General features: G+C 55.1%; 23 protein-coding genes and 1 other annotated feature. Of the genes, 8 read left to right on the top strand and 15 right to left on the bottom strand.

What is annotated here, in order from left to right; genetic code table 11:
• Positions 1-221: 221 nt before the first annotated feature.
• The gene (locus JGF26_RS20715) at positions 222-968 is read left to right on the top strand and encodes a GntR family transcriptional regulator (RefSeq protein WP_028017792.1); all 747 of its coding nucleotides are present in this window, start codon (positions 222-224) and stop codon (positions 966-968) included.
• Here JGF26_RS20715 and JGF26_RS20710 read toward each other — a convergent pair.
• The 3 genes from JGF26_RS20710 to ibpA all read right to left on the bottom strand — a co-directional run bounded on the left by JGF26_RS20710 (position 936) and on the right by ibpA (position 3,745).
• Positions 936-2,597, bottom strand: a complete 1,662-nt coding sequence (locus tag JGF26_RS20710; protein WP_028017791.1) for a putative transporter — start codon at positions 2,595-2,597, stop codon at positions 936-938. The genes JGF26_RS20715 and JGF26_RS20710 overlap by 33 nt on opposite strands.
• 172 nt (positions 2,598-2,769) lie before the next feature.
• Entirely contained in the window at positions 2,770-3,198 is a 429-nt protein-coding gene (gene ibpB, locus JGF26_RS20705) for a small heat shock chaperone IbpB (RefSeq protein ID WP_028017790.1), read from the bottom strand.
• 136 nt (positions 3,199-3,334) lie between these two features.
• Entirely contained in the window at positions 3,335-3,745 is a 411-nt protein-coding gene (gene ibpA, locus JGF26_RS20700; protein WP_008500162.1) for a small heat shock chaperone IbpA, read from the bottom strand.
• Positions 3,739-3,811 (bottom strand) — a sequence feature (ROSE (Repression Of Heat Shock gene Expression) occurs in the 5'-region of heat shock genes and acts as an RNA thermometer to modulate expression.). (Overlaps the previous gene by 7 nt.)
• 247 nt (positions 3,812-4,058) lie before the next feature.
• Between ibpA and JGF26_RS20695 the strand changes: the two genes are divergently transcribed.
• Complete coding sequence (locus tag JGF26_RS20695) at positions 4,059-4,391, top strand: YceK/YidQ family lipoprotein (RefSeq protein WP_028017788.1); 333 nt, start codon at positions 4,059-4,061, stop codon at positions 4,389-4,391.
• Here JGF26_RS20695 and JGF26_RS20690 read toward each other — a convergent pair.
• The 8 genes from JGF26_RS20690 to JGF26_RS20655 form a co-directional block, all read right to left on the bottom strand.
• Positions 4,388-5,617 (bottom strand): DUF3748 domain-containing protein, encoded by a 1,230-nt coding sequence (locus JGF26_RS20690; RefSeq protein ID WP_176691050.1) that lies wholly within the window; start codon positions 5,615-5,617, stop codon positions 4,388-4,390. The two genes, JGF26_RS20695 and JGF26_RS20690, sit on opposite strands and share 4 nt — an antisense overlap.
• A 51-nt stretch (positions 5,618-5,668) precedes the next feature.
• Positions 5,669-7,006, bottom strand: coding sequence for an MFS transporter (locus JGF26_RS20685; protein WP_161802308.1), 1,338 nt, complete (start codon positions 7,004-7,006; stop codon positions 5,669-5,671).
• Between the two features lie 73 nt (positions 7,007-7,079).
• Positions 7,080-8,228, bottom strand: coding sequence for a galactonate dehydratase (gene dgoD, locus JGF26_RS20680; RefSeq protein ID WP_028017785.1), 1,149 nt, complete (start codon positions 8,226-8,228; stop codon positions 7,080-7,082).
• A complete protein-coding gene (locus JGF26_RS20675) occupies positions 8,225-8,842 on the bottom strand; it encodes a 2-dehydro-3-deoxy-6-phosphogalactonate aldolase (RefSeq protein WP_028017784.1) in 618 nt (205 codons plus the stop codon). The genes dgoD and JGF26_RS20675 overlap by 4 nt, the downstream gene beginning before the upstream one ends.
• Positions 8,826-9,704 carry a 2-dehydro-3-deoxygalactonokinase gene (locus JGF26_RS20670; RefSeq protein ID WP_134708660.1) on the bottom strand — a complete coding sequence of 293 codons (879 nt, stop codon included), beginning with the start codon at positions 9,702-9,704 and terminating at the stop codon, positions 8,826-8,828. The genes JGF26_RS20675 and JGF26_RS20670 overlap by 17 nt, the downstream gene beginning before the upstream one ends.
• Positions 9,701-10,390 carry a D-galactonate utilization transcriptional regulator DgoR gene (gene dgoR / locus JGF26_RS20665; RefSeq protein ID WP_003861109.1) on the bottom strand — a complete coding sequence of 230 codons (690 nt, stop codon included), beginning with the start codon at positions 10,388-10,390 and terminating at the stop codon, positions 9,701-9,703. Before dgoR ends, JGF26_RS20670 begins: the two co-directional genes overlap by 4 nt.
• Positions 10,391-10,615: 225 nt before the next feature.
• Positions 10,616-11,428, bottom strand: coding sequence for a sugar-phosphatase (gene yidA / locus JGF26_RS20660; protein WP_108089285.1), 813 nt, complete (start codon positions 11,426-11,428; stop codon positions 10,616-10,618).
• A gap of 115 nt (positions 11,429-11,543) precedes the next feature.
• Positions 11,544-12,569, bottom strand: coding sequence for an NAD(P)-dependent alcohol dehydrogenase (locus tag JGF26_RS20655; protein WP_134708661.1), 1,026 nt, complete (start codon positions 12,567-12,569; stop codon positions 11,544-11,546).
• A gap of 110 nt (positions 12,570-12,679) precedes the next feature.
• Between JGF26_RS20655 and JGF26_RS20650 the strand changes: the two genes are divergently transcribed.
• Complete coding sequence (locus JGF26_RS20650) at positions 12,680-13,615, top strand: LysR family transcriptional regulator (protein ID WP_134708662.1); 936 nt, start codon at positions 12,680-12,682, stop codon at positions 13,613-13,615.
• A gap of 32 nt (positions 13,616-13,647) precedes the next feature.
• Here JGF26_RS20650 and gyrB read toward each other — a convergent pair whose 3' ends face one another.
• The 4 genes from gyrB to dnaA are packed head-to-tail and all read right to left on the bottom strand — an operon-like array spanning position 13,648 to position 19,660.
• Positions 13,648-16,059, bottom strand: coding sequence for a DNA topoisomerase (ATP-hydrolyzing) subunit B (gene gyrB / locus JGF26_RS20645; RefSeq protein WP_028017779.1), 2,412 nt, complete (start codon positions 16,057-16,059; stop codon positions 13,648-13,650).
• A 28-nt stretch (positions 16,060-16,087) separates the two neighbouring features.
• Positions 16,088-17,161 carry a DNA replication/repair protein RecF gene (gene recF / locus JGF26_RS20640; protein ID WP_049007086.1) on the bottom strand — a complete coding sequence of 358 codons (1,074 nt, stop codon included), beginning with the start codon at positions 17,159-17,161 and terminating at the stop codon, positions 16,088-16,090.
• The gene (gene dnaN / locus JGF26_RS20635; RefSeq protein ID WP_008500170.1) at positions 17,161-18,261 is read right to left on the bottom strand and encodes a DNA polymerase III subunit beta; all 1,101 of its coding nucleotides are present in this window, start codon (positions 18,259-18,261) and stop codon (positions 17,161-17,163) included. Before dnaN ends, recF begins: the two co-directional genes overlap by 1 nt.
• Before the next feature lie 4 nt (positions 18,262-18,265).
• Positions 18,266-19,660: a chromosomal replication initiator protein DnaA gene (gene dnaA / locus JGF26_RS20630; RefSeq protein ID WP_010426558.1), complete on the bottom strand. Its 1,395-nt coding sequence runs from the start codon at positions 19,658-19,660 to the stop codon at positions 18,266-18,268.
• Positions 19,661-20,260: 600 nt separating this feature from the next.
• Between dnaA and rpmH the strand changes: the two genes are divergently transcribed.
• The 5 genes from rpmH (at position 20,261) to mnmE (ending at position 24,083) form a co-directional block, all read left to right on the top strand.
• On the top strand, positions 20,261-20,401 hold the full coding sequence (gene rpmH / locus JGF26_RS20625; RefSeq protein ID WP_000831330.1) for a 50S ribosomal protein L34: 141 nt from the start codon (positions 20,261-20,263) through the stop codon (positions 20,399-20,401).
• Positions 20,402-20,417: 16 nt separating this feature from the next.
• On the top strand, positions 20,418-20,777 hold the full coding sequence (gene rnpA / locus JGF26_RS20620) for a ribonuclease P protein component (RefSeq protein ID WP_024907873.1): 360 nt from the start codon (positions 20,418-20,420) through the stop codon (positions 20,775-20,777).
• Complete coding sequence (yidD, locus tag JGF26_RS20615; RefSeq protein ID WP_001307474.1) at positions 20,741-20,998, top strand: membrane protein insertion efficiency factor YidD; 258 nt, start codon at positions 20,741-20,743, stop codon at positions 20,996-20,998. The genes rnpA and yidD overlap by 37 nt, the downstream gene beginning before the upstream one ends.
• Before the next feature lie 2 nt (positions 20,999-21,000).
• Positions 21,001-22,644 (top strand): membrane protein insertase YidC, encoded by a 1,644-nt coding sequence (yidC, locus tag JGF26_RS20610; protein ID WP_028017778.1) that lies wholly within the window; start codon positions 21,001-21,003, stop codon positions 22,642-22,644.
• Between the two features lie 74 nt (positions 22,645-22,718).
• Positions 22,719-24,083 (top strand): tRNA uridine-5-carboxymethylaminomethyl(34) synthesis GTPase MnmE, encoded by a 1,365-nt coding sequence (gene mnmE / locus JGF26_RS20605; protein ID WP_134708663.1) that lies wholly within the window; start codon positions 22,719-22,721, stop codon positions 24,081-24,083.
• The last annotated feature ends 50 nt before the right edge of the window (positions 24,084-24,133 follow it).

The following is a 24,133-nucleotide window of genomic DNA, read 5'->3' as shown; positions in this document are numbered from 1 at the left end:
TTTAAATCCTCACGTAACAACCTGTAGGGGGTAGAGGCCTTTATGGTTTTTTGCTGGCCTGAGGTGAGCATAAGAACTTACTGATGCGCGAACATGGCGTGCCGCTGCGATTCGTGATCGCATTCATGGTTTTATTTTGACCAGTCAGGTCTACTTTTCGTTGTAAATATGGACATGTCAGGACGCAATCCACCTCCAGAAAAGGGCAGAGAGGTCTACTGGTGATCTACAAATCTATTGCCGACAGATTACGGCTGCGGCTGAATTCGTCGGACTACAACATCGGCAGCCCGCTTCCTGGTGAAAAGACGTTGGCACAGGAATTCGGCGTGGCGCGGATGACCATTCGAAAGGCACTGGACCTTCTGGTCAGTTGGGGGCTGGTGGAGCGGCGCCACGGCAGCGGGACGTTTGTATCGCGTAAAGATGTCCACCATGAAACCACTAACCTGACCGGGCTGGTGGAGGTGCTGCGTCAGCAGGGGAAAGAGGTGCAGAGCAAGGTGTTGCAGTTCGAAGTCATGCCCGCACCGCCCGCCATCGCCAGCCAGCTGCGGATACAGGTGGATGAACGGATCTACTTTTCGCGTCGCGTGCGTTACGTGGAGGGGAAACCCCTGATGCTGGAGGACAGCTTTATGCCCGTGAAGCTGTTTCGCAATCTGTCGCTGGCGCATCTTGAAGGGTCGAAGTTTGATTACATCGAGAAGGAGTGCGGGATCACTATCAGCGGTAATTACGAGAGCCTGACGCCAGTGCTGGCAGATAAACAGCTGGCTGGTTATTTGAACCTGCCGGAACAAACGCCGCTGCTGCGAATTACGTCTCTCTCATACAGCGACAGCGGCGAGTTCCTCAATTATTCCGTGATGTTCCGAAATACCAGCGATTACCAGGTGGACTACCATCTGCGGCGCATCCACCCGGACGAATTACTAGCTCATCCCCCAGAACAGCACCGCCAGTAGCTGCGGGGTGATGATGCGCAGGAACATGACCAGCGGGTATACCGTGGCATAGGACAATGCCGCCGCACCGCTGGTGGCGTGCAGGTTATTGGCAAAGGCCAGCGCGGGAGGGTCCGTCATGGAGCCCGCCAGCATACCGCACAGCGTCAGATAGTTCATTTTGGCGAACATCCGCGCCAGAATGCCCACCGTCAGCAGCGGGATCGCCGTGATAAATATCCCGTAGCCGACCCAACTCATCCCTTCGCCCTTGACCAGGGTATCGACAAAATCTCCGCCGGATTTCAGGCCGACAACGGCCAGGAACAGCACGATGCCGAGCTCGCGCAGCGCCAGGTTGGCGCTCGGTGGCATAAACCAGTAGAGCTTACCGATGCAGCCGATACGCCCAAGGATGAGCGCCATAATCAGCGGCCCGCCCGCCAGGCCCAGCTTCAGCGCAACCGGGAAACCCGGCACGTACAGCGGAATGGAGCCCAGCAGCACGCCAAGCCCGATACCGATAAACACGGGCAGCATCTGTACCTGCTGCAGTTTTTGCTGGGCGTTACCCACCATATCCGCCACAGCATCAATCGAAGACGGCCGCCCGACCAGGTTGAGGATATCCCCAAACTGCAGGCTGGCCTCCGGGCTGGCGACCAACTCGACACCCGCACGGTTAAGACGGGAGATCACCACGTCGTAGCGCTCTTTTACCTGCAGATCGCGTATTTTCTTGCCCAGAACGTGCTCGTTAGTCACCACCACACGTTCCACGCGCATATCGGTGCCACGGGTTGAGAGCGACGTATCCACTTCCTGACCAATCACCAGCCGCGCGTTGTTTAAATCCCCTGGCTGGCCGACCAGATGCAGCAAATCGCCTTGCTGAATGACGGTGCCGGGCGCGGGCACCATCAGCATATCGTCACGCTTAAGGCGGGAGCAGATGATATTGGCGCTGTTCAGGATCGGCACATCCTGAATCGCCATGTTGTTCAGATTGGGGTTATCAACCCGAATATTGATGGTTTTGATCGGCATATGGCCGTTAGTGAGGGTGGTTTCGTGGTCCTTCGCCTCTTTGTCGACGTTAATCCGGAACAGGACGCGTACCAGCCACATGGAGAGCAGAATGCCGCAAATCCCAAACGGATAGGCCATGGCGTAGCTCATCCCCATCTGGTCGACAATACCGGGTTCGATACCCAAATCGCGCAGAATTTGCTGCCCCGCACCGAGTGCCGGCGTGTTGGTCACCGCCCCGGAGAAGATACCCAACACCACAGGCAGCGGGATATCAAAGACTTTATGCAGAATAGCGGTAACCAGCCCGCCCATCACCACAATGCCGAGAGCAAACAGGTTAAGCCGTAATCCGGAAACCCGAAGTGAGGCAAAAAAGCCCGGCCCCACCTGAATACCGATGGTATAAACGAAGAGGATCAGACCGAATTCCTGAATAAAGTGGAGCATTTCGGCGCTGAGGACCAGCCCGAGTTTGTCGGCAAAGTGCCCGACAAAAATTCCGCCAAACAGGACCCCGCCAATCCCAAACCCGACGCCACGGATTTTGATATTACCTATCCACAGTCCAACTACAGCGACCAGGGCCAACACGCTAACCGTTAACGCGATATCACTCATGATCCACTTCCTGTGCATAACCTTAGTTATGACGAGGATTCTCTCAGAGCCAGACGTAGTTGTATGGGCGATGGCGCACAAAAAAGCCCTGCCGGAGCAGGGCTTTGTGCAGTCGGTGAGTATTGTCGGGTGGCGGCTACGCCTTACCCGACCTACAGGATCGGCGGGCTTGTTAACTGTTTAACGCAGGCCGCTCGCTAATGGCGATACGCTGTGGCGCGATAGCTTCCGGCACATTACGGGTCAGGTCGATATGCAACAGCCCGTTGGTGAAAGTCGCACCGGAGACTTCCATATGATCGGCCAGGGTAAAGCTCAGGCTAAACGGCTGAGTGACCAATCCCTGATGTAACCATTTGGTCTCGGTTTCTGGTTTTTCCGGCGTACCCTTCACGGTCAGACGCGTACCTTCAAGCTGGATATCCAAATCGTCCTGACGGAAACCGGCCAGCGCCAGGGTAATGCGATAGTGGTTATCATCGCTCTTTTCGATGTTGTACGGCGGAAATGTCTGTTGCTCAGTGGTGCTTTGCAGGGCGTTAGCCAGTTTGTCAAAACCAATCCACTGACGCAGCAGGGGGGATAAATCGTAGTTACGCATACTAAATCTCCTTCTGAGAAGCGAGTTCGGCACAGTTTAATTTTGTGCGCAGTTATTCCTGCAAATCCCGATGGATTCGCATATGCTCCCATTACGGCAAGCAATTCTGGATGGGCCGCTTAGGCGACCCGCATAATTAGTTAATTTCGATACGACGCGGCTTTTTCTCTTCCGGGATCACACGTTCCAGTTCGATAAACAGCAGGCCGTTAACCAGGTTCGCGCCTTTAACGTGAATGTTCTCAGCTAACTGGAACTTACGTTCAAAGTTGCGCTCTGCAATGCCCTGGTAAAGGTAGGTACGTTCTTTCTGCTCGGCCGTATGGGAACCTTTCACCACTAGCAGGTTGTCCTGGGCGGTGATCTCCAGTTCGTTTTCTGCAAAACCGGCGACAGCAATCGCGATGCGGTAGTGGTTTTCGTCAACCAGCTCAACATTGTATGGAGGGTAGCCGTTGCTCTGGCTTTGGTTATTTTCTAAATGGTTAAACAGGCGGTCAAAACCAATTGCAGAACGGTATAGCGGAGAAAGATCGAAGTTACGCATAAATAAAACTCCTGAAATCAGCGAGAAAATGTAGCCTTCCACCATGGACAGGCCTTAGTACCCCGAACACCCATCAGGCGTGTTCGTTTTCGTGGTTACATTCTTAAAATGGGTCTGGAACCGGGCTTTTCAAGCACGACAGCTGCACTTTTTTTTGCACTTTCTTGCATCTCGCTTAGACTGGGACAACAGCACAAAGGGTTAAATTGCGATGGCTGCCACAGTGCGGGGTTATCGGGCTATCCATTTTGGTTAAGGCTCGCTATAAACCTGAGTTGCAGGTCTTTGCAGTGCCATTAATGATGACTGAGTGATGATGAAAAATGTTCTGATAAAGCTGACGACGTTCAGCGGGGTAGTTTTACTTTGCGGGTGTTCGAGCGTGATGTCTCACACCGGCGGTAAAGAAGGAACATATCCGGGGACACGTGCCAGCGCGGCGATGATCTCCGATGACGATACAAACTGGGGCACCAAATCCCTGGTTATCCTGGATATGCCGTTTACGGCTGTGGCGGATACGCTTCTGCTGCCGTGGGATATGTTTCGTAAGGACAATTCTGTGCGCTCACGGGTAGAAAAAAGCGAGCAGGAGAATCTGGCGACAAACGCCGTTATTCCGCCCGCTGAATTGCCTCCACGCTAGTGTTGCGCGGTTTCTGTTAACCAAAGCTGACGGAAACCGCCTGTCTCTTCCATCCACGCAATAAAACGTCCGTCTGGGGAAAACACTACCGCATCTGCTGAAGGTGGGTTGCCGTGATCGGACGTCAAAAACGTCACCGCACCAGTCTGCGCATCGCAACAGGCGATCCGATTTTCAAGCACGAATCCCAGCATGTTCCCGGAAGGGTGCCAGTTAAACGCTGACTGAATACCGCTCTCCGTATGGGTTAACTGGCGCGTCTCGCCACCCTCAGGAGAGATCAGCCACAGCTGCACAATACCGTTATCATCTCGCATCAGAAACGCGATCTGCGTCCCTTGCGGATTACAGCGCACCCAGTGACGCGGCACGTTCACAAGCCCCGGATACGCCCTTTGATGCGTAAAGGTCAGACGACGCTGCTTAACCCCTGCTGGCGGGGCAGGCAGGGTCTCTGTCGTACCCTGCAAAGGCTCATCGCCAGCCTGCTTCCAGCCCTGTTCGTTCTCAGGCAACTCAACAATAAACAGTTCTGGCACTTTCTCGCCCTGCACTGACAGGGTATCGCCAATAAACGCCAGCCGGTCATTACTCACCCAGCCCTCTTCATAGGCGCGGTTGATGTCATCGCTGCCGGGCTGAGGTGTTGGCGTCGTGCGGCTCACCAGCACGCTCCAGTATGCACCGACATATTCTCGCGGATGGTTCCCCTGTGGGTTCACAGGGCCAAACGGTGCGGCAACACCCACGTTACGTAAATCAAGTTTCGGATCGCGCTCGTGCAGGACATGGTCGTTATAGGTAAAGCTAACGAGCTGCCCGTTCGGGCTGAAGACGTGTACGTGACTGCCGCCGCGCAACGCGCCTGCGGTATAAGGCGCGGTGATATCCATCGCATCCAGGTTGCTCACCTGGCCATGATGCGCAATCACCCCCTGACGATGGTGAAAATCATAGTGCCAGTCTGCATCCGGGTGTTTCGGGCCGTGGATAAACACATACTTATCTTCAGCGGGATGAACGGTCACCACGCCGACATGCGCGCCGTCAGTGGCACGATAAATCACCTCAACCTCACCCGTACTGACATTGACTCGCTCAATGGTTTCACCGGTGAACGATGCGCCCGACGGGCGCACATCAAAGACGAGCCACTGGCTGTCCGGCGTCCAGGTATTGATATTGGTCAGCTGGTGATGGCGGGAAGCGAAGGTGATTTGTTTCATGGAGATACCCTGATGCGCAGTTGTCGCATCAGGGTAAAACATCAGCGGGATTTAGCCTACTCGTTTCACATCGCCCACCAGCAGAATGTAGGAGAGCGCACCGATCAGTGCTACCGCTGAGATATAGACCAGCGCCGGGCCAAAGCCGTAATCCTGTGCCAGGTAGCCGATGACCAGCGGTACAGTGATGCCGCCGAGCCCACCGACAAAGTTGAACACGCCACCGGTCAGGCCAATCAGACGCATTGGCGCCAGGGATGAGACCAGTGACCAGGTGATGGAGGCAAAACCGTTGCCGAAGAACGCCACCGCCATCAGGGTCATAATCCATACCGGATCGTTGGTGTAGTTGGCGCCCATGATGCAGGTGGAAATCAGCAGGCCGCAGATAATCGGCGTCTTACGCGCGACCCCCAGTGAGACACCTTTCTTCACCAGTCTATCCGCCAGCCAGCCCGAGAGCAGTACACCGAAGAATGCCGCAAGGAACGGTACTGTAGTCATAAAGCCAGCTTTCAGTGCAGTGATCCCCTTTTCCTGCGTCAGATAGTTAGGGAACCAGGTCAGGAAGAACCACAGCGTCGAGGTAACCGCGAACTGACCCAGATAAACGCCTACCAGCTTACGATGGAAAACCAGCTTCCAGTCCGCTTTGGTCAGCGGCTGGCGCGCCTCTTTTTTCACTGGCGCATCGCCGTCTACCAGACCACCGCCGTCGCGGATGTAGTCCAGCTCGGCTTTGGTGATGCTTTTAGTCAGACGCGGTGGCTGGTAAACCTTGAACCAGATAAACGACCAGATAATGCCGATCCCACCGGTGACGATAAATACCCAGTGCCAGCTCAGCAGCTCCTGGATCCAGATCAGCAGCGGCGTCAGGAACGCCAGGCCGACAAACTGCCCGGAAGTGTAAAAACCAACGGCAGAAGCACGCTCATGTTCCGGGAACCAGCTGGTCACCATGCGGTTGTTGGTCGGAAACGCCGGGGCTTCGAAAATCCCGGTGATGGCGCGCAGACCAATTAGCGACATCAGCCCGGTGGCGAACCCCTGGAACAGGGTCGCCACGGACCAGCCGAAAATGGCGATGAAGTAGGTTAAACGAGAACCTACGCGGTCAAGGAACCAGCCACCGGGGATCTGACACAGCGTATAAAGCCAGGCGAACGCCGAAAACACGTAGCCCATTTCCGCTTTGGTGATGCCAAACTCTTCCTGAATATGGGCCGATGCCACGGCAAGGTTGGCGCGGTCGACATAACAAATGACCACGGTGATAAAGATCATAATCAGCGTCAGGTAGCGGCGACGCCCGGTTTTTGTAGCAGTAACTGGAATATCCATCGCAATCTGTCTCCAGATTTTGGGCATAGCGAAGCCGCTCACCATGCCCTGTAATTTACAGAGGGTTATATTTTTGTAGGTAAGGTTTTTGTCCGGTGGCGAAGCGCCATCCGGCGAACTACCACTCGGCTACGGAACCGTCTTCATGACGCCAGAGTGGATTACGCCAGTCCGGCGCATTTTTGCTGAGCTCAATGACTTTGGCTTCGTCAATATCCACGCCAAGGCCCGGCTTCGTTAACGGTTTAAAGAAACCACCTTCCATGCTGAAGTCTTCTTTGTTTTTCACAAAGTCGAGCAGTTCCGCGCCCTTGTTATAGTGAATGCCCATGCTCTGTTCCTGGAACACAGCATTGCGGGAGACAAAGTCCACGTGCAGACAGGCAGCCAGCGCGATCGGCCCAAGCGGACAGTGCGGCGCCAGCGCCACATCGTAGGCTTCCGCCATTCCGGCAATTTTGTAGCATTCGGTGATGCCGCCTGCGTGGGAGAGATCCGGTTGCAGTATGGCAATGCCGCCCGCTTCCAGCACGCGTTTGAACTCGAAACGCGAGAACATACGTTCACCCGCCGCGATAGGAATATGGGTCTGCTCAGCCAGTTTCGGATAGTACTCCGCCTGCTCGGCCAGCACCGGCTCTTCGATAAACAGCGGACGATACGGCTCAAGCTCTTTAATCAGCACTTTAGCCATCGGCGCACTGACGCGGCCGTGGAAATCCAGACCAAACTCAATCTCGTTGCCGAAGGCTTCACGGATTTGCGCGACGGTATTTACCGCACGGTCTACCGCACGCGAGTTATCAATAACGCCCATCTCTTCACAGCCGTTGAGCTTGAAGGTGTCAAAACCGATATTGCGCAACTGCTTAATGCCGTCGATCACTTCCGCAGGGCGGTCGCCGCCCACCCAGCTGTAGGCTTTGATTTTGTCGCGCACCAGGCCGCCCATCAATTGCCAGACCGGCGCATTCAGGACTTTACCTTTGATATCCCACAGCGCCTGGTCGATACCGGCGATAGCGCTCATCAGGATCGGGCCGCCACGGTAGAAGCCCGCGCGATACATCACCTGCCACAGGTCGTTAATGCGCGCCGGATCCTGGCCAATCAGGTATTCGCCCAGCTCATGCACTGCCGCTTCAACGGTGCGCGCACGCCCTTCAATCACCGGCTCGCCCCAGCCGACAACGCCTTCGTCGGTTTCGATTTTCAGGAACATCCAGCGCGGGGGTAAACGGTACGTGGTGAGTTTGGTAATTTTCATTTCACTGCCTCTCGATACGCTTTCACAAATGCTGTCGCCTGCTGCGCGGTTTGTTCAACTGACTGCCCGGCGCGATAGAGATCGCTGCCCAGACCCGCCCCCACACAACCGGCTTTCATCCACTGCGCCAGGTTTTCTGGCGTGACACCGCCCACGGCAAAGACCGGCACGCTGGCGGGTAATACCGCTTTAAGCGCTTTGATGTAGTCCGGGCCAAAGGCCGATGACGGGAAAATTTTGAGCGCCTGCGCGCCCGCATCGAGGGCAGTAAAGGCTTCCGTAGCTGTCGCACATCCCGGACAGACGGTCATGCCGTAGCTCACCGCGCGGCGGATCACTTCAGGATTAATGTTGGGCGTGACGATAAGCTTGCAGCCCATTTTCGCCAGCTCATCCACCTGCTCCGGGTGTAACACGGTTCCCGCGCCAATCAGTGCCTTATCACCAAAGGCATCCACCACGGCCGGAATACTTTTTTTCCACTCCGGAGAGTTGAGCGGGATTTCCACCGCATCGAACCCGGCGTCAATCACTGCGCCTACGTGCGCGATCGCCTCATCGGGCGTAATGCCGCGCAAAATCGCGATAAGGGGAAGATCAGTTTGCCACTGCATGAGCGATGCTCCTTATTCCTGCCTGAAATGCCGTATCGCCGGAGATCGCTGCCACATCACACCCAATGGCGTGAAATGCCTGCTGATAGCGCGACGTTAACGCGCTTCCGGCAACAATCGTGATTGCCTGCCCGGTCGGGACAAAATCGCGCATGGTCGCGACTTCTGCGCCAATCAGCAGGCCTGAGAGAAATTCGCTAACCTGCTCGCGCGGGAGATTTCCCAGCACGTGCGAAGCGCGAACTTCGAAGAGTTTCGGCAGAACATCAGGTGATGCGAGACCACGCTCAAGCCCGGCGGTAAACGCTGCGGGCGACGTCTCTTGCGCTGGCAACCCCGCCCCCACCAGCGAAAGCGTCAGCAGCAAATGGTGCAGTTCGCCGGTCATTACGGTGCGAAAATCATGGATTTGCTCAGCATCGGCCTGCACCCACTTGCAGTGCGTACCGGGCATAACGTAAACAGAAGAAGGAGAAAGCGTGCGCGCGCCAAGCAACTGTGTCTCTTCGCCACGCATCACGTTGTGGTTATCGTCGCGAGAGACGCACAAACCGGGAATAATCCAGACATTGTCATCAACGGACGTTAACTGCTCGCCAATGGCAGAGAAATGCGCAGGAACCGGCAGATAAGGGGCGATTTTCCAGCCCACGTTGCTGCCGACCATGCCCGCCATTACCACCGGCGTGGCGCCATCGCGCCAGTTTTGCGTCACCTCTGCTAACACCGCCTCGGGGGATTTACCGTTCAGGCGTGTGATGCCTGCCTCTGATTGCCTGCTCTCCAGGCACTGCTCGCCATGGTAAAGCCAGGCGCGCAGGTTGGTCGATCCCCAATCAATTGCGATGTAGCGAGATGTCATGTGATTTCCTTCAGCCTTCGTGTCGAGCTGGCGATCATCGTGAGGGCCGCCTGCTCTGCCGCATCGCCGTCCTGATGCCTTATCGCATCGAACAGCGCTTTATGTTCCTGGAGCGTTTTTGGCATGTTGGCCTCATCGCCCATCCAGGTTCGTTCAAATACCGCTCGCTGTAGCGAGCTGATCGCCACGCTAAGCTGCTGTAACACCGGGTTGTGCACCGACTGCAGCACCGCCTCGTGATAGCGAATGTCCGCCTCGTTGAACGCCTCCCGGTTCTGGTTATTGGCGATCATGTCGTTTAAAGCCGACTCAATCTGGGCCAAATCACCGGAGGTTGCGCGCTCCGCCGCCCAGCGGGCGATGGCCGGTTCCACCAGGTTCCGGACTTCACTCATCGCGCCAATCAGCCGTGGGTCGTAGTCGTTTTCCAGAACCCACTGCAATACGTCGGTATCGAGGTAGTTCCACTGGTTGCGAGGAGCAACAAACGCGCCGCGATAGCGTTTCATTTCAATCAGCCGCTTCGCCATCAGCGAGCGGAACACTTCCCGGATGATGTTGCGCGAGGTTTCAAACTCCTCACACAGTTCGGCCTCAGCAGGGAGCGGCGAACCCGGGACGTATTTGCCCCCCACAATTTGAGTGCCCAGCGTGATGACAATGCGATCGGTTTTGTTAAGCGTCATGGAGAGTCCTTGTACTCTGTATGTCCATCACTACTTTACCGTGCCCGCCGAATTTCGCCTCACTTTTGCAGTACAAACGTGAGGCCTCTCATCTTTGTCGTGATGACAATGTAGTACAATCAATCCATGTTGTACTACAATAAAGATCACAAAAAGAACAATCCAATAAATTCAGCGCAAAAAAAAGCCCCGGTTGATAACCGAGGCTGATGATTTTGGTTGCTGTTACCGCAGGACAAATTTCTCAATGGCGTACGCCACACCGTCTTCCAGGTTGGATTTGGTGACAAAATTGGCCACTTCTTTCACCGACGGGATCGCGTTGTCCATTGCCACGCCCATACCCGCGTATTCAATCATCGCGATGTCGTTTTCCTGATCGCCCAGGGCCATAATCTCCTCAGGTTTGATGCCCAGCGCATCGGCCAGTGATTTAACACCGGTACCTTTATTCACGCGTTTATCGAGAATTTCGAGGAAGTACGGCGCGCTTTTCAGCACGGTGTATTTCTCTTTCACCTCGGCAGGGATGCGCGCAATCGCTTTATCCAGGATCTCAGGCTCGTCGATCATCATCACTTTCAGGAACTGCGTCGCCGGGTCCATTTTCTCGGCTTCACAGAACACCAGCGGAATGGTCGCAACGAAGGACTCATGTACGGTGTAGTAGCTGATATCACGGTTGGCGGTATAGAGCGTGTTGCGATCGAGCGCGTGAAAGTGAGAACCTACTTCGCGGGACAGTTTTTCGAGGAACAGGTAGTCATCATAGCTCAGCGCGGTTTGCGCAACCGTACTGCCATCCGCAGCTTTCTGCACCAGCGCGCCATTATAGGTAATGCAGTAATCGCCCGGCTGATTCATGTGCAGCTCTTTCAGGTAGCTGTGCACACCGGCATACGGACGGCCAGTGGTCAGTACCACATTCACGCCCTTTGCGCGTGCCGCGGCAATTGCGTTTTTAACGGCTGGAGAGATGGTGTGGTCTGGCAGCAGCAGTGTGCCGTCCATATCGATTGCAATGAGTTTGATAGCCATGAGGTCCCCGGAATAAATGAATGCAACCCATGCTAACGCGATTAAGCACACAAAAATAGAGCTAGATTGCGCAACCAGATCACCCCTTTTCAGTCTTATCCCGGGGAACGACAATTCACTCTCGGGTGAGGACTATTTTGCCAAACGCACCGCGATCGAGGTGCTCAAGCGCCTGTTCAAGCTCGTCAAAACGGTAGCGATGCTCAATCACAGGTTTTAATCCGGTTACATCGACAGCATGAACGAAATCCTCCAGCGCCCGACGATGCCCAACTCCAATCCCCTGAATAACCGGAGATTTCAGCAACAGCTCGCCAGCTGGGAGTGAAATTTCGGTCCCGGCCAGAACGCCGATAACCGAGATACGTCCATGAACGGCAACGGCGCGCAGGGAATACTTCAGGTTTTCACCCCCTACGGTTTCGATAATATGGTCGATACCGCGATCCTGAGTCAGCGCCAGAATGGCTTCAGCCCAGTCACCTTTCAGCCTGTTGATCCCTTTGTCAGCCCCGAGTTTTTTGGCCTGTGCCAGTTTTTCATCACTTCCGGACGTGACAAAAACCTCAGCTCCGTGTGCTTTTGCAATTTGCAGGGCGAATATCGCTACGCCGCCCGTCCCCTGTACCAGCACCGATTGCCCGGCGCGTAACTGGCCGCGTTCCACCAGCGCAAACCATGCGGTAAGCCCTGCGCAGGGTAAGGTGCTGGCCTCTGCGTCATCCAGTGTTTCCGGGGCGGCCACCAGCCAGTCTGCATTCACAATCACATATTCAGCCAGCATCCCCTGGAAGTATCCACCGGACGTTCTATAGGGCAAATTGCGCGCGTCCGCCTGCGGCTTGCCGTCGATCCACTCAGGGAAGAAGGTTGAGATGACGCGAGCGCCGGGTTTGAAACGTGTCACACCTTCGCCAACGCTGTCCACCACGCCCGCCATGTCAGACGCCGGCGTAAACGGGAAGGAACGTGAAATCGGCATGTTACCTTCAATCACCATTTTATCGCGGTAGTTGAGCGCAACGGCATTCACCCGCACGCGCACTTCACCTGGACCAGGCTGTGGAACAGGTTCCTGAATGAGTCTGAGGTTCTCGCGCCCGAGGGCGTACATCGACCAGCGTTGCATTGTCTCTGCCATTGTTTTTCTCCAGCCATCAAATGAGTTTCAGGACTCACAGTCTACCGTTGACTCACCATCACCAGTGGCGATAAGTTTTCTCTTTATTGTCGCAATAATGGATACAATCCATGACTGATACACTGAAGGATATTCCTGTTTTTGTGGCCGCCGTTGAGGCGGGGAGTTTTGCTCAGGCCGCAACTCGCCTGCATTTATCGCGCTCGGCGGTAGGGAAAAGTATCGCTCGCCTCGAAGAGCGACTGGGCGTTCGTCTCTTCCAGCGCACCACCCGCAGCCAGAGCCTGACCGATAACGGCGCGCTTTTTTATGAGCGCTGTCTACGCGCGCTGGAGGAAATTCGCGGTGCAGAATCACTGCTTGAAACAGGGAAACAGCAGGTCAGTGGCCGCCTGCGTGTTGCCATGCCGGTGCTGTTTGGTCGCCAGTGCGTCGCCCCGCTGTTGATTGAACTGGCGCAGGAACACCCCGGACTTGAACTGGAAATGTCATTCAGTGACCGCGTGGTGGATCTTGTCGAGGAAGGGTTTGATATGGCAGTGCGTAACGGCGTGCTTCAGGACAGCAGCGTGCTGGTTGCCAGAAGGCTGGGGGAGCACCGCATGGTGCTGTGCGCCGCGCCGGATTATCTGCTGAAGAAAGGCCAGCCACAAAGCGTTGATGATTTACCCCAGCATACCGCCATTAACTATCTGCGCGCAGGCAGAGTGCTCCCCTGGCAACTCATGGACAACGACGGAACGCCGCGCACATTTATTCCCCGGTCATCACTCAATATGGATGATTTGCAGGCGATCTGCGACGCTGCATTGGCCGGACACGGCATTGCATGGCTACCCTGCTGGATGGTCAGCAAAGAAATTCATCAGGGAAAACTCATCCCGCTCTTAAAGCAGGCACCGGATGTGCGTTTCGACGTGCACGCGGTCTGGCAGCAGACGCCGCATCTGCCGCTAAGGGTAAGAATTGCTATAGATACGCTGGCGAGCCGTTTACCGTCAGTGATGTCGCTGGATATGCCTGTGCCCACAAAAAAGCCGCGCTAAAAGCGCGGCCTGTGTTTTGCAGTATTACGGCATTAAATATCGATATTAGCCGCTTTCAGGGCGTTCTCTTCGATGAAGGCACGACGTGGTTCAACCGCATCGCCCATCAGGGTAGTGAACAGCTGGTCAGCAGCAATCGCGTCTTTAACGGTCACGCGCAGCATGCGGCGGCTTTCCGGATCCATAGTGGTTTCCCACAGCTGATCCGGGTTCATTTCACCAAGACCTTTATAACGTTGGATAGACAGACCGCGACGGGACTCTTTCACCAGCCAGTCCAGCGCCTGTTCGAAGCTGGCTACCGGCTGACGACGGTCGCCACGTTCGATAAACGCATCGTCCTCGATCAGACCGCGCAGCTTCTCACCGAGCGTGCAGATGCGGCGGTATTCCGGGCCGGTCACAAATTCGTGCTCCAGCGGATAGTCAGTGTCGACACCATGGGTACGCACGCGAACAATCGGCTCGAACTGTTGAGCGGCGTTCTGCTGAACATCGAATTTCCACTGGCTACCGTGCTGTTCTTTCTCGTTCAGCTCGCTTACCAGGGTATTCACCCAGCGGGTCACGGTTTGTTCATCGCTCAGATCAGCTTCGGTCAGCGTTGGCTGATAAACCAGCTCCTTCAGCAGCGCTTTCGGATAACGGCGCTCCATACGACCAATCATTTTCTGCGTGGCGTTGAACTCAGACACCAGGCGTTCCAGCGGCTCACCTGCCAGTGCTGGTGCGCTGGAGTTCGCGTGCAGAGTCGCACCATCAAGGGCGATGGCGATTTGGTACTGATCCATCGCGTCATCATCTTTGATGTACTGTTCCTGTTTGCCTTTCTTCACTTTGTACAGCGGTGGCTGTGCAATGTAGACGTGGCCACGTTCAACGATTTCCGGCATCTGACGATAGAAGAAGGTCAACAGCAGCGTACGGATGTGCGAGCCGTCGACGTCCGCATCGGTCATGATGATGATGCTGTGATAGCGCAGTTTGTCCGGGTTGTACTCATCACGGCCAATGCCGCAGCCCAGCGCGGTGATAAGCGTCGCCACTTCCTGAGAAGAGAGCATTTTGTCGAAGCGTGCTTTCTCAACGTTGAGGATTTTCCCCTTCAACGGCAGGATAGCCTGGTTCTTACGGTTACGGCCCTGCTTCGCAGAACCGCCCGCGGAGTCCCCTTCCACAAGGTACAGTTCAGACAGCGCCGGGTCACGTTCCTGGCAGTCAGCCAGTTTGCCTGGCAGGCCTGCTAAGTCCAGTGCGCCTTTACGACGGGTCATTTCACGGGCTTTACGCGCCGCTTCACGGGCACGCGCCGCATCAATAATTTTGCCGACAACGATTTTCGCGTCAGACGGGTTTTCCTGCAGGTAGTCGCTCAGCAGTTCGTTCATCTGCTGTTCAACCGCCGATTTCACCTCAGAAGAGACCAGTTTGTCTTTGGTCTGTGAGGAGAACTTCGGATCCGGCACCTTCACGGAAACCACAGCAATCAGGCCTTCACGGGCATCGTCACCGGTGGCGCTGACTTTCGCTTTTTTGCTGTAGCCTTCTTTGTCCATGTAGGCGTTCAAAGTACGGGTCATCGCCGCACGGAAGCCTGCAAGGTGAGTACCGCCGTCACGCTGTGGAATGTTGTTGGTGAAGCAGTAGATGTTTTCCTGGAAACCATCGTTCCACTGCAACGCCACTTCTACGCCGATACCGTCTTTTTCGGTGGAGAAGTAGAAGATATTTGGATGAATTGGCGTTTTGTTCTTGTTCAGGTACTCAACGAACGCCTTGATACCACCTTCGTAATGGAAGTGGTCTTCTTTGTTGTCGCGTTTATCACGCAGACGAATAGAGACGCCAGAGTTCAGGAACGACAGTTCACGCAGGCGTTTCGCCAGGATGTCGTACTCGAATTCGGTGACGTTAGTGAAGGTTTCCAGGCTTGGCCAGAAGCGCACCATGGTACCGGTTTTGTCGGTATCGCCAGTGACGGCCAGCGGTGCCTGCGGCACGCCGTGGGTATACAGCTGGCGGTGAATTTTGCCTTCGCGCTGAATAACCAGCTCCAGCTTCTGCGAAAGGGCGTTAACCACGGAGACACCTACGCCGTGCAGACCGCCGGAAACTTTATAGGAGTTATCATCGAACTTACCGCCTGCGTGCAGCACAGTCATGATAACTTCCGCAGCGGACACGCCTTCCTCCGGGTGGATACCGGTTGGGATGCCACGACCATCATCGGTGACGGAGACGGAGTTATCCGCATGGATCGTGACCACGATGTCTTTACAGTGACCCGCGAGCGCTTCGTCGATAGCGTTATCTACCACCTCGAATACCATGTGGTGCAGACCGGTGCCGTCATCCGTGTCGCCGATATACATACCCGGGCGCTTACGCACCGCATCCAGCCCTTTCAGGACTTTGATACTGGAGGAGTCATAAGAATTCGACATCAACGTTTCTCGCTCATTTCAACTTGGGTTAATCCGTTATTTTACCCTTTTCCACGGTAAACATCTTCGAATTTTCGTCCGACATGTCCATAACGTGTTCAGCGCTAATGGCGCTGACGAAAACCTGCGACTGCGTGGCTTTTAAGCGGCTGGCAAGCAGCCCACGCCGCGCGTCGTCAAGTTCCGAGGCAAAATCATCTATCAGGTACAGGCAGCGTCTTCCACTCTCGCGGGTGAGAAACTCCCCCTGTGCCAGGCGTAGCGCGCACATCAGGAGCTTAAGCTGCCCGCGCGACAGCGTGTCTTCCACCGGCGCACCGTCGGCACGAATGCGGAAATCCGCCTTGTGCGGGCCATGCGCGGTGTAGGTCAACATGCGATCACGCTCGAAGTTTCTCTCTAACACCTCGGCATAATCCGTCTCTTTCTCCCAGCCGCGCTGGAAGGAGAAGGAGAGAGAGAACTCAGGTAAAAACTGTTTGCAGGTATCCGCCATATCTTCGGCAATACCTGCGCTGTATTCGGCACGCCAGCGGCTGATTTGTTCCGCGAGAGGGATTAACTCCATGTCCCACGGACGCAGCTGGGCGTAACGGGTGACCTGGCGCAGTGCAGCGTTACGCTGCTTAAGCAGACGCTTCAGGTTGCTCCAGGCATTAAAGAAACCGGCTTCGTTGTGAAAGCATCCCCAGTCAAGGAACGCTCTTCTGTATTTGGGGCCGCCGTTGAGTAAAGTAAACCCCTCCGGCGTAATCAGCTGCATGGGCATTAACAGCGCAAGCTCGGCAACTTTATGGCCGTCGGTCCCGTCGATACGAACCTTGCTGTCGCCCTGCTTGTCTTTGGTCAGGCCGATGGCGGTTTCCCGCTCCTCACCCTGTAAACGCCCGTGCAGAACGAAGGACTCTTGTTCGTGGCGGATAACGCGACCGATTTGCAAACTGCGAAACGCCCGGCCGTGGCCGAGCGTATAGATGGCTTCCAGCACGCTGGTTTTGCCGCTGCCGTTCGCGCCAACCAGGAAGTTAAAGCCCGGGGATAAAGCAAGATCCGCGCTTTCGATATTGCGAAAGTCGCGGATCAACAGACGGGTGAGCGACATTACAGTCTCATTGGCATGACAACATAGGCAGCCGACTGCGATGCGGCATCTTCAATCTGTACGCTTGAAACGGAATCGGTCAGCAGGATGCGCACGTTCTCGCATTTCAGTGCATTCAGCACATCCAGCACGTAGCTGACGTTAAAGCCGATTTCCATCTCAGCTCCGGCGTAGGTGACGTCCAGAATTTCTTCTGCTTCTTCCTGCTCCGGGTTGTTAGCGGTGATTTTGATCTGGTTTTCGCTCACATACAGGCGCACACCGCGGAATTTCTCGTTAGAGAGGATTGCGGCACGGGCAAACGCCTGCTTGAGGCTATCGCAACCCGCTTCCAGCGTTTTGTCCGGGTTCTTCGGCAATACGCGGCGATAATCCGGGAAACGACCGTCAACCAGCTTCGAGGTGAAGACAAAATCACCTACATGAGCGCGAATGTTGTTGCTGCCGATCTGCACGCGCAGCGGGGTATCACCACCGTCGAGCATACGCATCAGCTCAATCACGCCTTTACGCGGCACGATCACCGAATGGTTTGGCAGCGAGTCGCCAATTGGCATGGAACAGACCGCCAGACGGTGGCCGTCGGTGGCTACGGTACGCAGCTCTTCACCTTCGGTTTCGAACAGCATGCCGTTTAAGTAGTATCGAACGTCCTGATGCGCCATAGAAAACTGCGTGGCCTCAATCAGACGCTTCATCGTCGCCTGTGGCAGGGTGAATTCAACTTCACTTTGCCAGTCGTCCAGGTTCGGGAAGTCCGCAGCAGGCAGCGTGGAAAGCGAGAAACGGCTGCGGCCAGAGCGCACCAGCATGCGGTCGCCCTCCAGCTGCACGGCGATTTCAGCGCCTTCCGGCAACCCACGGCAAATATCAAAGAATTTACGTGCCGGAACCGTGGTCGCACCCGCGTCGTGTGGCTGAGTCAGCGTAACGCGCGCGATCATTTCCATTTCCAGGTCTGTGCCGGTCAGCGACAGCGTACCGTCCGCGACCTGAAGCAGCAGGTTTCCGAGAATAGGCAGCGTTGGGCGGCCACCTAATGGGCCACTCACCTGTTGCAGCGGTTTTAATAAATGTTCACGTTCAACAGTAAATTTCATAGCGTCACGATGATAATGTTCTGATTAAATTGGAAAAATCTTCTTTTATGTCGTGGCTTTCTTCACGTAACTGCTCAATCTTGCGACAAGCGTGCAGCACGGTCGTATGGTCACGGCCACCAAACGCATCCCCGATTTCCGGCAGACTGTGGTTGGTTAACTCCTTTGCCAGCGCCATCGCCATCTGACGCGGACGCGCCACCGAGCGGGAACGACGTTTAGACAGTAAATCTGCCACTTTGATCTTGTAGTACTCAGCCACCGTCTTTTGAATATTGTCGATGGTGACTAATTTTTCCTGCAATGCCAGCAAATCGCGCAGCGCTTCACGCACAAAATCGATCGTGATCGCACGGCCGGTAAAGTTGGCATTAGCAATAACACGGTTCAGTGCCCCTTCCAGCTCACGCACGTTGGAGCGCAGACGCTTGGCAATGAAGAACGCCACTTCACCCGGCAGGCGAATGTCGTTTTCATCGGCTTTCTTCATCAGGATCGCAACGCGGGTTTCCAGTTCCGGTGGCTCGATCGCCACAGTCAGGCCCCAGCCAAAGCGGGATTTCAGACGATCTTCGACACCGTTGATCTCTTTTGGATAACGATCCGAGGTCAAAATGATCTGTTGATTGCCTTCCAGCAGCGCATTGAAGGTGTGGAAAAACTCTTCCTGCGATCGTTCTTTATTAGCAAAGAATTGAATGTCATCGATCAGCAGGGCGTCAACGGAACGATAATAGCGTTTAAACTCTTCGATCGCGTTGTTTTGCAGGGCTTTTACCATGTCCTGAACGAAGCGCTCGGAGTGCATATACACCACTTTCGCATTCGGCTTGCGCGCCATAATGCCGTTACCCACTGCATGCAGAAGGTGCGTTTTACCTAAACCCGTGCCGCCATAAAGGAACAGTGGGTTGTAGGCACCTCCGGGGTTATCCGCAACCTGACGAGCCGCCGCGCGCGCTAACTGGTTCGACTTACCTTCAACGAAGTTATCGAACGTGTGTTTAACGTTAACGTTAGAACGGTAGGTTGGCTCAGCAGGTGCAGGAACATTATCCCAGCCCTGACGAGCGGGTGCGACGCGAGGGGCCGGAGCAGGAGCAGCCTGAGCAGGCGCTGCTACGTTCACGGTTTCACGAACGGTTTGGGTGACCGGCTTTGTACCCACTTCAAAGCGCAGCTGTGGGGCATCTGACCCGCAGAAATCGTTCAGCAGTCCATTGATGTTATTGAGGTACTTGTCCCTTACCCAATCGAGCACAAAACGGTTTGGCGCATACAAAGCCAGCGTGTTATCGCTCAGTTCCGCCTGCAACGGGCGGATCCACATACTGAATTCTGTGGCTGGTAACTCATCCTGCAATCGGGCAAGACACTGCTGCCAAAGCGAAAGTGACACGGCGGACTCCACTCGAACAATAAAAGAAAACTATTGAATATTCATGATTGTTGGCGCACATCGACATGACCCTGTGCATAGGGGGATGTGCGAATTGCTATCTGCAATTTAATCCTGACCAGGATCCTGGGATCCCGATCGGGACCGCGGATCATAGCCTAAACTGAGCCAGAGATCTTCTGTTTCTCACAGATTCTTCCCGATTTATCCACAGGACGATCCGAAACCGGGTAAGTGTAAACGATCCTGGCACAAGTGCCCCACGATTTAGCCCGCATATTGGAAAAATTAATGAGCACAGACAATTTATTGCTTAAATGATCTAACGAAGATCCGGGACGATCCTTGCGCTTTGTCGACGAGCCCGTATAATCCTCGACCCGGCGCGTGATGCTCATCTTCCTGCGTCGTCCGTTGCTCATTTTCCACGCGAAAACGTGCGGAAATACGCGGGAAATAAGGAAAGAGAATTGACTCCGGAGTGTACAATTATTACAATCCGGCCTCTTTAATCACCCACGCTGAGGCGTTAGTCGTTCGAAATTCGTTCGGGTATACGCAAAAGTCAGTGAATTTATTCAAGTTTAGGTAGAAATCGCCATGAAACGCACTTTTCAACCGTCTGTACTGAAGCGCAACCGTTCTCACGGCTTCCGTGCTCGTATGGCTACTAAAAATGGTCGTCAGGTTCTGGCACGTCGTCGTGCTAAAGGCCGCGCTCGTCTGACCGTTTCCAAGTAATAAAGCTAACCCCTGAGTGGTTAAGCTAGCATTTCCCAGGGAGTTACGTTTGTTAACTCCCGCTCATTTCACTTTCGTCTTCCAGCAGCCACAACGGGCTGGCACGCCGCAAATCACCATCCTCGGCCGCCAAAATTCGCTGGGGCATCCCCGCATCGGTCTCACAGTCGCCAAGAAAAATGTTAAGCGAGCGCATGAACGCAATCGGATTAAACGTCTGACGCGTGAAAGCTTCCGTTTACGTCAGCACGAACTGCCTTCGATGGATTTCGTGGTGGTGGCTAAAAAGGGGGTTGCCGACCTCGATAACCGTGCTCTCTCGGAAGCGTTGGAAAAATTATGGCGCCGCCACTGTCGCCTGGCTCACGGGTCCTGATAGCCCTCATTCGGGTCTATCAACGCCTGATTAGTCCGCTACTCGGGCCACATTGCCGTTTCACACCGACGTGCTCAAGCTACGGAATTGAGGCATTGCGCAGGTTTGGAGTGATAAAAGGCAGTTGGTTGACGGTGAAACGCGTATTAAAATGCCACCCTTTACACCCCGGTGGAGACGACCCCGTCCCTCCAGGACCCTTTGATACCAGAGAACACTAACGATGGATTCGCAACGCAATCTTCTTATCATCGCTTTGTTGTTCGTGTCTTTCATGATCTGGCAGGCATGGGAGCAGGATAAAAATCCTCAACCCCAGCAGCAGACCACGCAGACCACGACCACCGCAGCGGGTAGCGCCGCCGACCAGGGCGTACCGGCCAGTGGCCAGGGGAAACAGATTACGGTTAAGACCGATGTGCTTGAGCTGACTATTAACACCCGTGGTGGTGATGTTGAGCAGGCGCTGCTGTTGACCTACCCGAAAGAGCTGAAGTCTAACGAACCGTTCCAGTTACTGGAAACCACGCCTGAGTTTATCTACCAGGCGCAGAGCGGCCTGACCGGTCGTGATGGCCCGGATAACCCGGCTAACGGTGCGCGTCCACTGTATAACGTCGAGAACGACACCTTTGTACTGGCTGATGGTCAGAACGAACTCGTTATCCCGATGACGTATACCGACGCCGCAGGCAACACCTTCACGAAAACCTTCACCCTGAAACGCGGTGAGTATGCGGTGAACGTGGGCTACACCGTACAGAACGCCAGTGCGAAACCACTGGAACTGTCGACCTTTGGCCAGCTGAAGCAGTCCATCAATCTGCCGTCTCACCGTGACACCGGAAGCAGCAACTTTGCGCTGCATACCTTCCGTGGCGCGGCGTACTCCACGCCTGACGCGAAGTATGAGAAATACAAATTCGACACCATTGCCGATAACGAAAACCTGAACGTCAGCGCTAAAGGCGGTTGGGTGGCAATGCTGCAGCAGTATTTCGCCACTGCATGGGTGCCCAATAACGACGGTACCAACAACTTCTACACCGCGAACCTGGGTAACGGTCTTGCAGCTATCGGCTACAAATCTCAGCCAGTTCTGGTTCAGCCGGGTCAAACCGGTAAAATGGCAAGCACCCTGTGGGTCGGCCCGGAAATCCAGGACAAAATGGCCGCCGTTGCGCCACACCTGGACCTGACCGTAGATTACGGTTGGTTGTGGTTCATCTCCCAGCCGCTGTTTAAGCTGCTGAAGTTCATCCACAGCTTCCTGGGTAACTGGGGCTTCTCCATCATCGTTATCACCTTCATCGTTCGTGGCATCATGTACCCGCTGACTAAAGCGCAGTACACCTCCATGGCGAAGATGCGCATGCTGCAGCCGAAGATTCAGGCCATGCGTGAGCGTCTGGGCGATGACAAACAGCGTCAGAGCCAGGAGATGATGGCCCTGTATAAAGCAGAGAAAGTAAACCCACTGGGTGGTTGCTTCCCACTGCTGATTCAGATGCCAATCTTCCTTGCGCTGTACTACATGCTGATGGGTTCCGTTGAGCTGCGCCATGCGCCGTTCGCGCTGTGGATCCATGACCTGTCTGCACAGGACCCGTACTACATCCTGCCGATCCTGATGGGCGTGACGATGTTCTTCATCCAGAAGATGTCTCCGACCACCGTGACCGACCCGATGCAGCAGAAGATCATGACCTTTATGCCGGTCATCTTCACCGTGTTCTTCCTGTGGTTCCCGTCAGGTCTGGTGCTGTACTATATCGTCAGCAACCTGGTGACCATCATCCAGCAGCAGCTGATTTACCGTGGTCTGGAAAAACGTGGCCTGCATAGCCGCGAAAAGAAAAAGTCCTGATTCGGTAAGTTAACGCTAAAATAAGGGCGGTCGATTGACCGCCTTTTTTTATTGCAACACAGTAGAGACAAACCATGAGCCATAACGACACTATCGTCGCCCAGGCAACCCCACCGGGACGCGGTGGTGTTGGCATTCTGCGTATCTCCGGCCTGAAAGCGCGCGAGGTCGCCGAAGCGGTACTGGGTAAACTGCCAAAACCACGCTACGCCGACTATCTGCCGTTTAAAGATGCCGACGGTACTGCGCTGGACCAGGGCATTGCGCTGTGGTTCCCCGGCCCGAACTCCTTTACCGGTGAAGACGTGCTGGAACTACAGGGTCACGGTGGCCCGGTTATCCTCGATTTGCTGTTAAAACGTATCCTGACCCTGCCAGGCCTGCGTATCGCAAAACCGGGTGAGTTTTCCGAGCGCGCGTTCCTGAACGACAAGCTCGATCTGGCTCAAGCCGAGGCGATAGCGGACCTGATCGACGCCAGTTCTGAACAGGCTGCTCGCTCCGCCCTGAACTCGCTGCAAGGGGCATTCTCCGCGCGCGTGAATCACCTTGTGGAAGCACTTACTCACCTCAGGATCTACGTGGAAGCGGCTATCGACTTCCCGGATGAGGAGATCGACTTCCTCTCTGACGGTAAAATCGAAGCCCAGCTTAACCAGGTGATGGCCGACCTCGACGCAGTGCGCGCCGAAGCGCGTCAGGGGAGCTTGCTGCGTGAAGGGATGAAGGTGGTGATTGCCGGACGTCCTAATGCCGGGAAATCGAGCCTTTTGAACGCCCTGGCGGGCCGTGAAGCGGCGATCGTGACCGACATTGCCGGCACCACCCGCGACGTACTGCGCGAGCATATCCATATCGACGGGATGCCGCTGCACATCATTGATACCGCCGGTCTGCGCGATGCCAGCGACGAAGTCGAGCGCATCGGTATCGAACGCGCCTGGCAGGAGATCGAGCAGGCCGACCGCGTGCTGTTTATGGTGGATGGCACCACGACCGACGCTGTGGACCCGGCAGAGATCTGGCCAGACTTTATTGCCCGTCTGCCGGCGAAGCTGCCTATCACCGTGGTGCGAAATAAAGCAGACGTGACTGGCGAAACGCTGGGCATCAGCGATGTGAATGGTCACTCACTAATCCGTCTGTCGGCGCGTACTGGTGAAGGCGTTGACGACCTGCGTAACCATCTCAAGCAGAGCATGGGCTTTGACACCAGCATGGAAGGTGGCTTCCTGGCGCGTCGTCGTCACCTGCAGGCGCTGGAAGAGGCGGCACGCCATCTTGACCAGGGCAAAGCGCAGCTGATCGGTGCGTGGGCGGGTGAACTGCTGGCGGAAGAGCTGCGTCTGGCACAGCAGAATCTGAGTGAGATCACCGGGGAGTTTACGTCGGACGATCTGCTGGGAAGGATCTTCTCAAGCTTCTGTATTGGTAAGTAATACCCACGAAAACATGGTGATTTCCTTCCAGGAAATCACCTTTGTCCAAA

The sequence above is a fragment of the Enterobacter sp. E1 genome, from assembly GCF_016809815.1.
In the GTDB taxonomy this organism is placed as follows: Bacteria; Pseudomonadota; Gammaproteobacteria; order Enterobacterales; family Enterobacteriaceae; genus Enterobacter; species Enterobacter adelaidei.
Note: the sequence above shows the minus strand (reverse complement) of the source record. Positions and strands in the feature narration are given on the sequence as shown.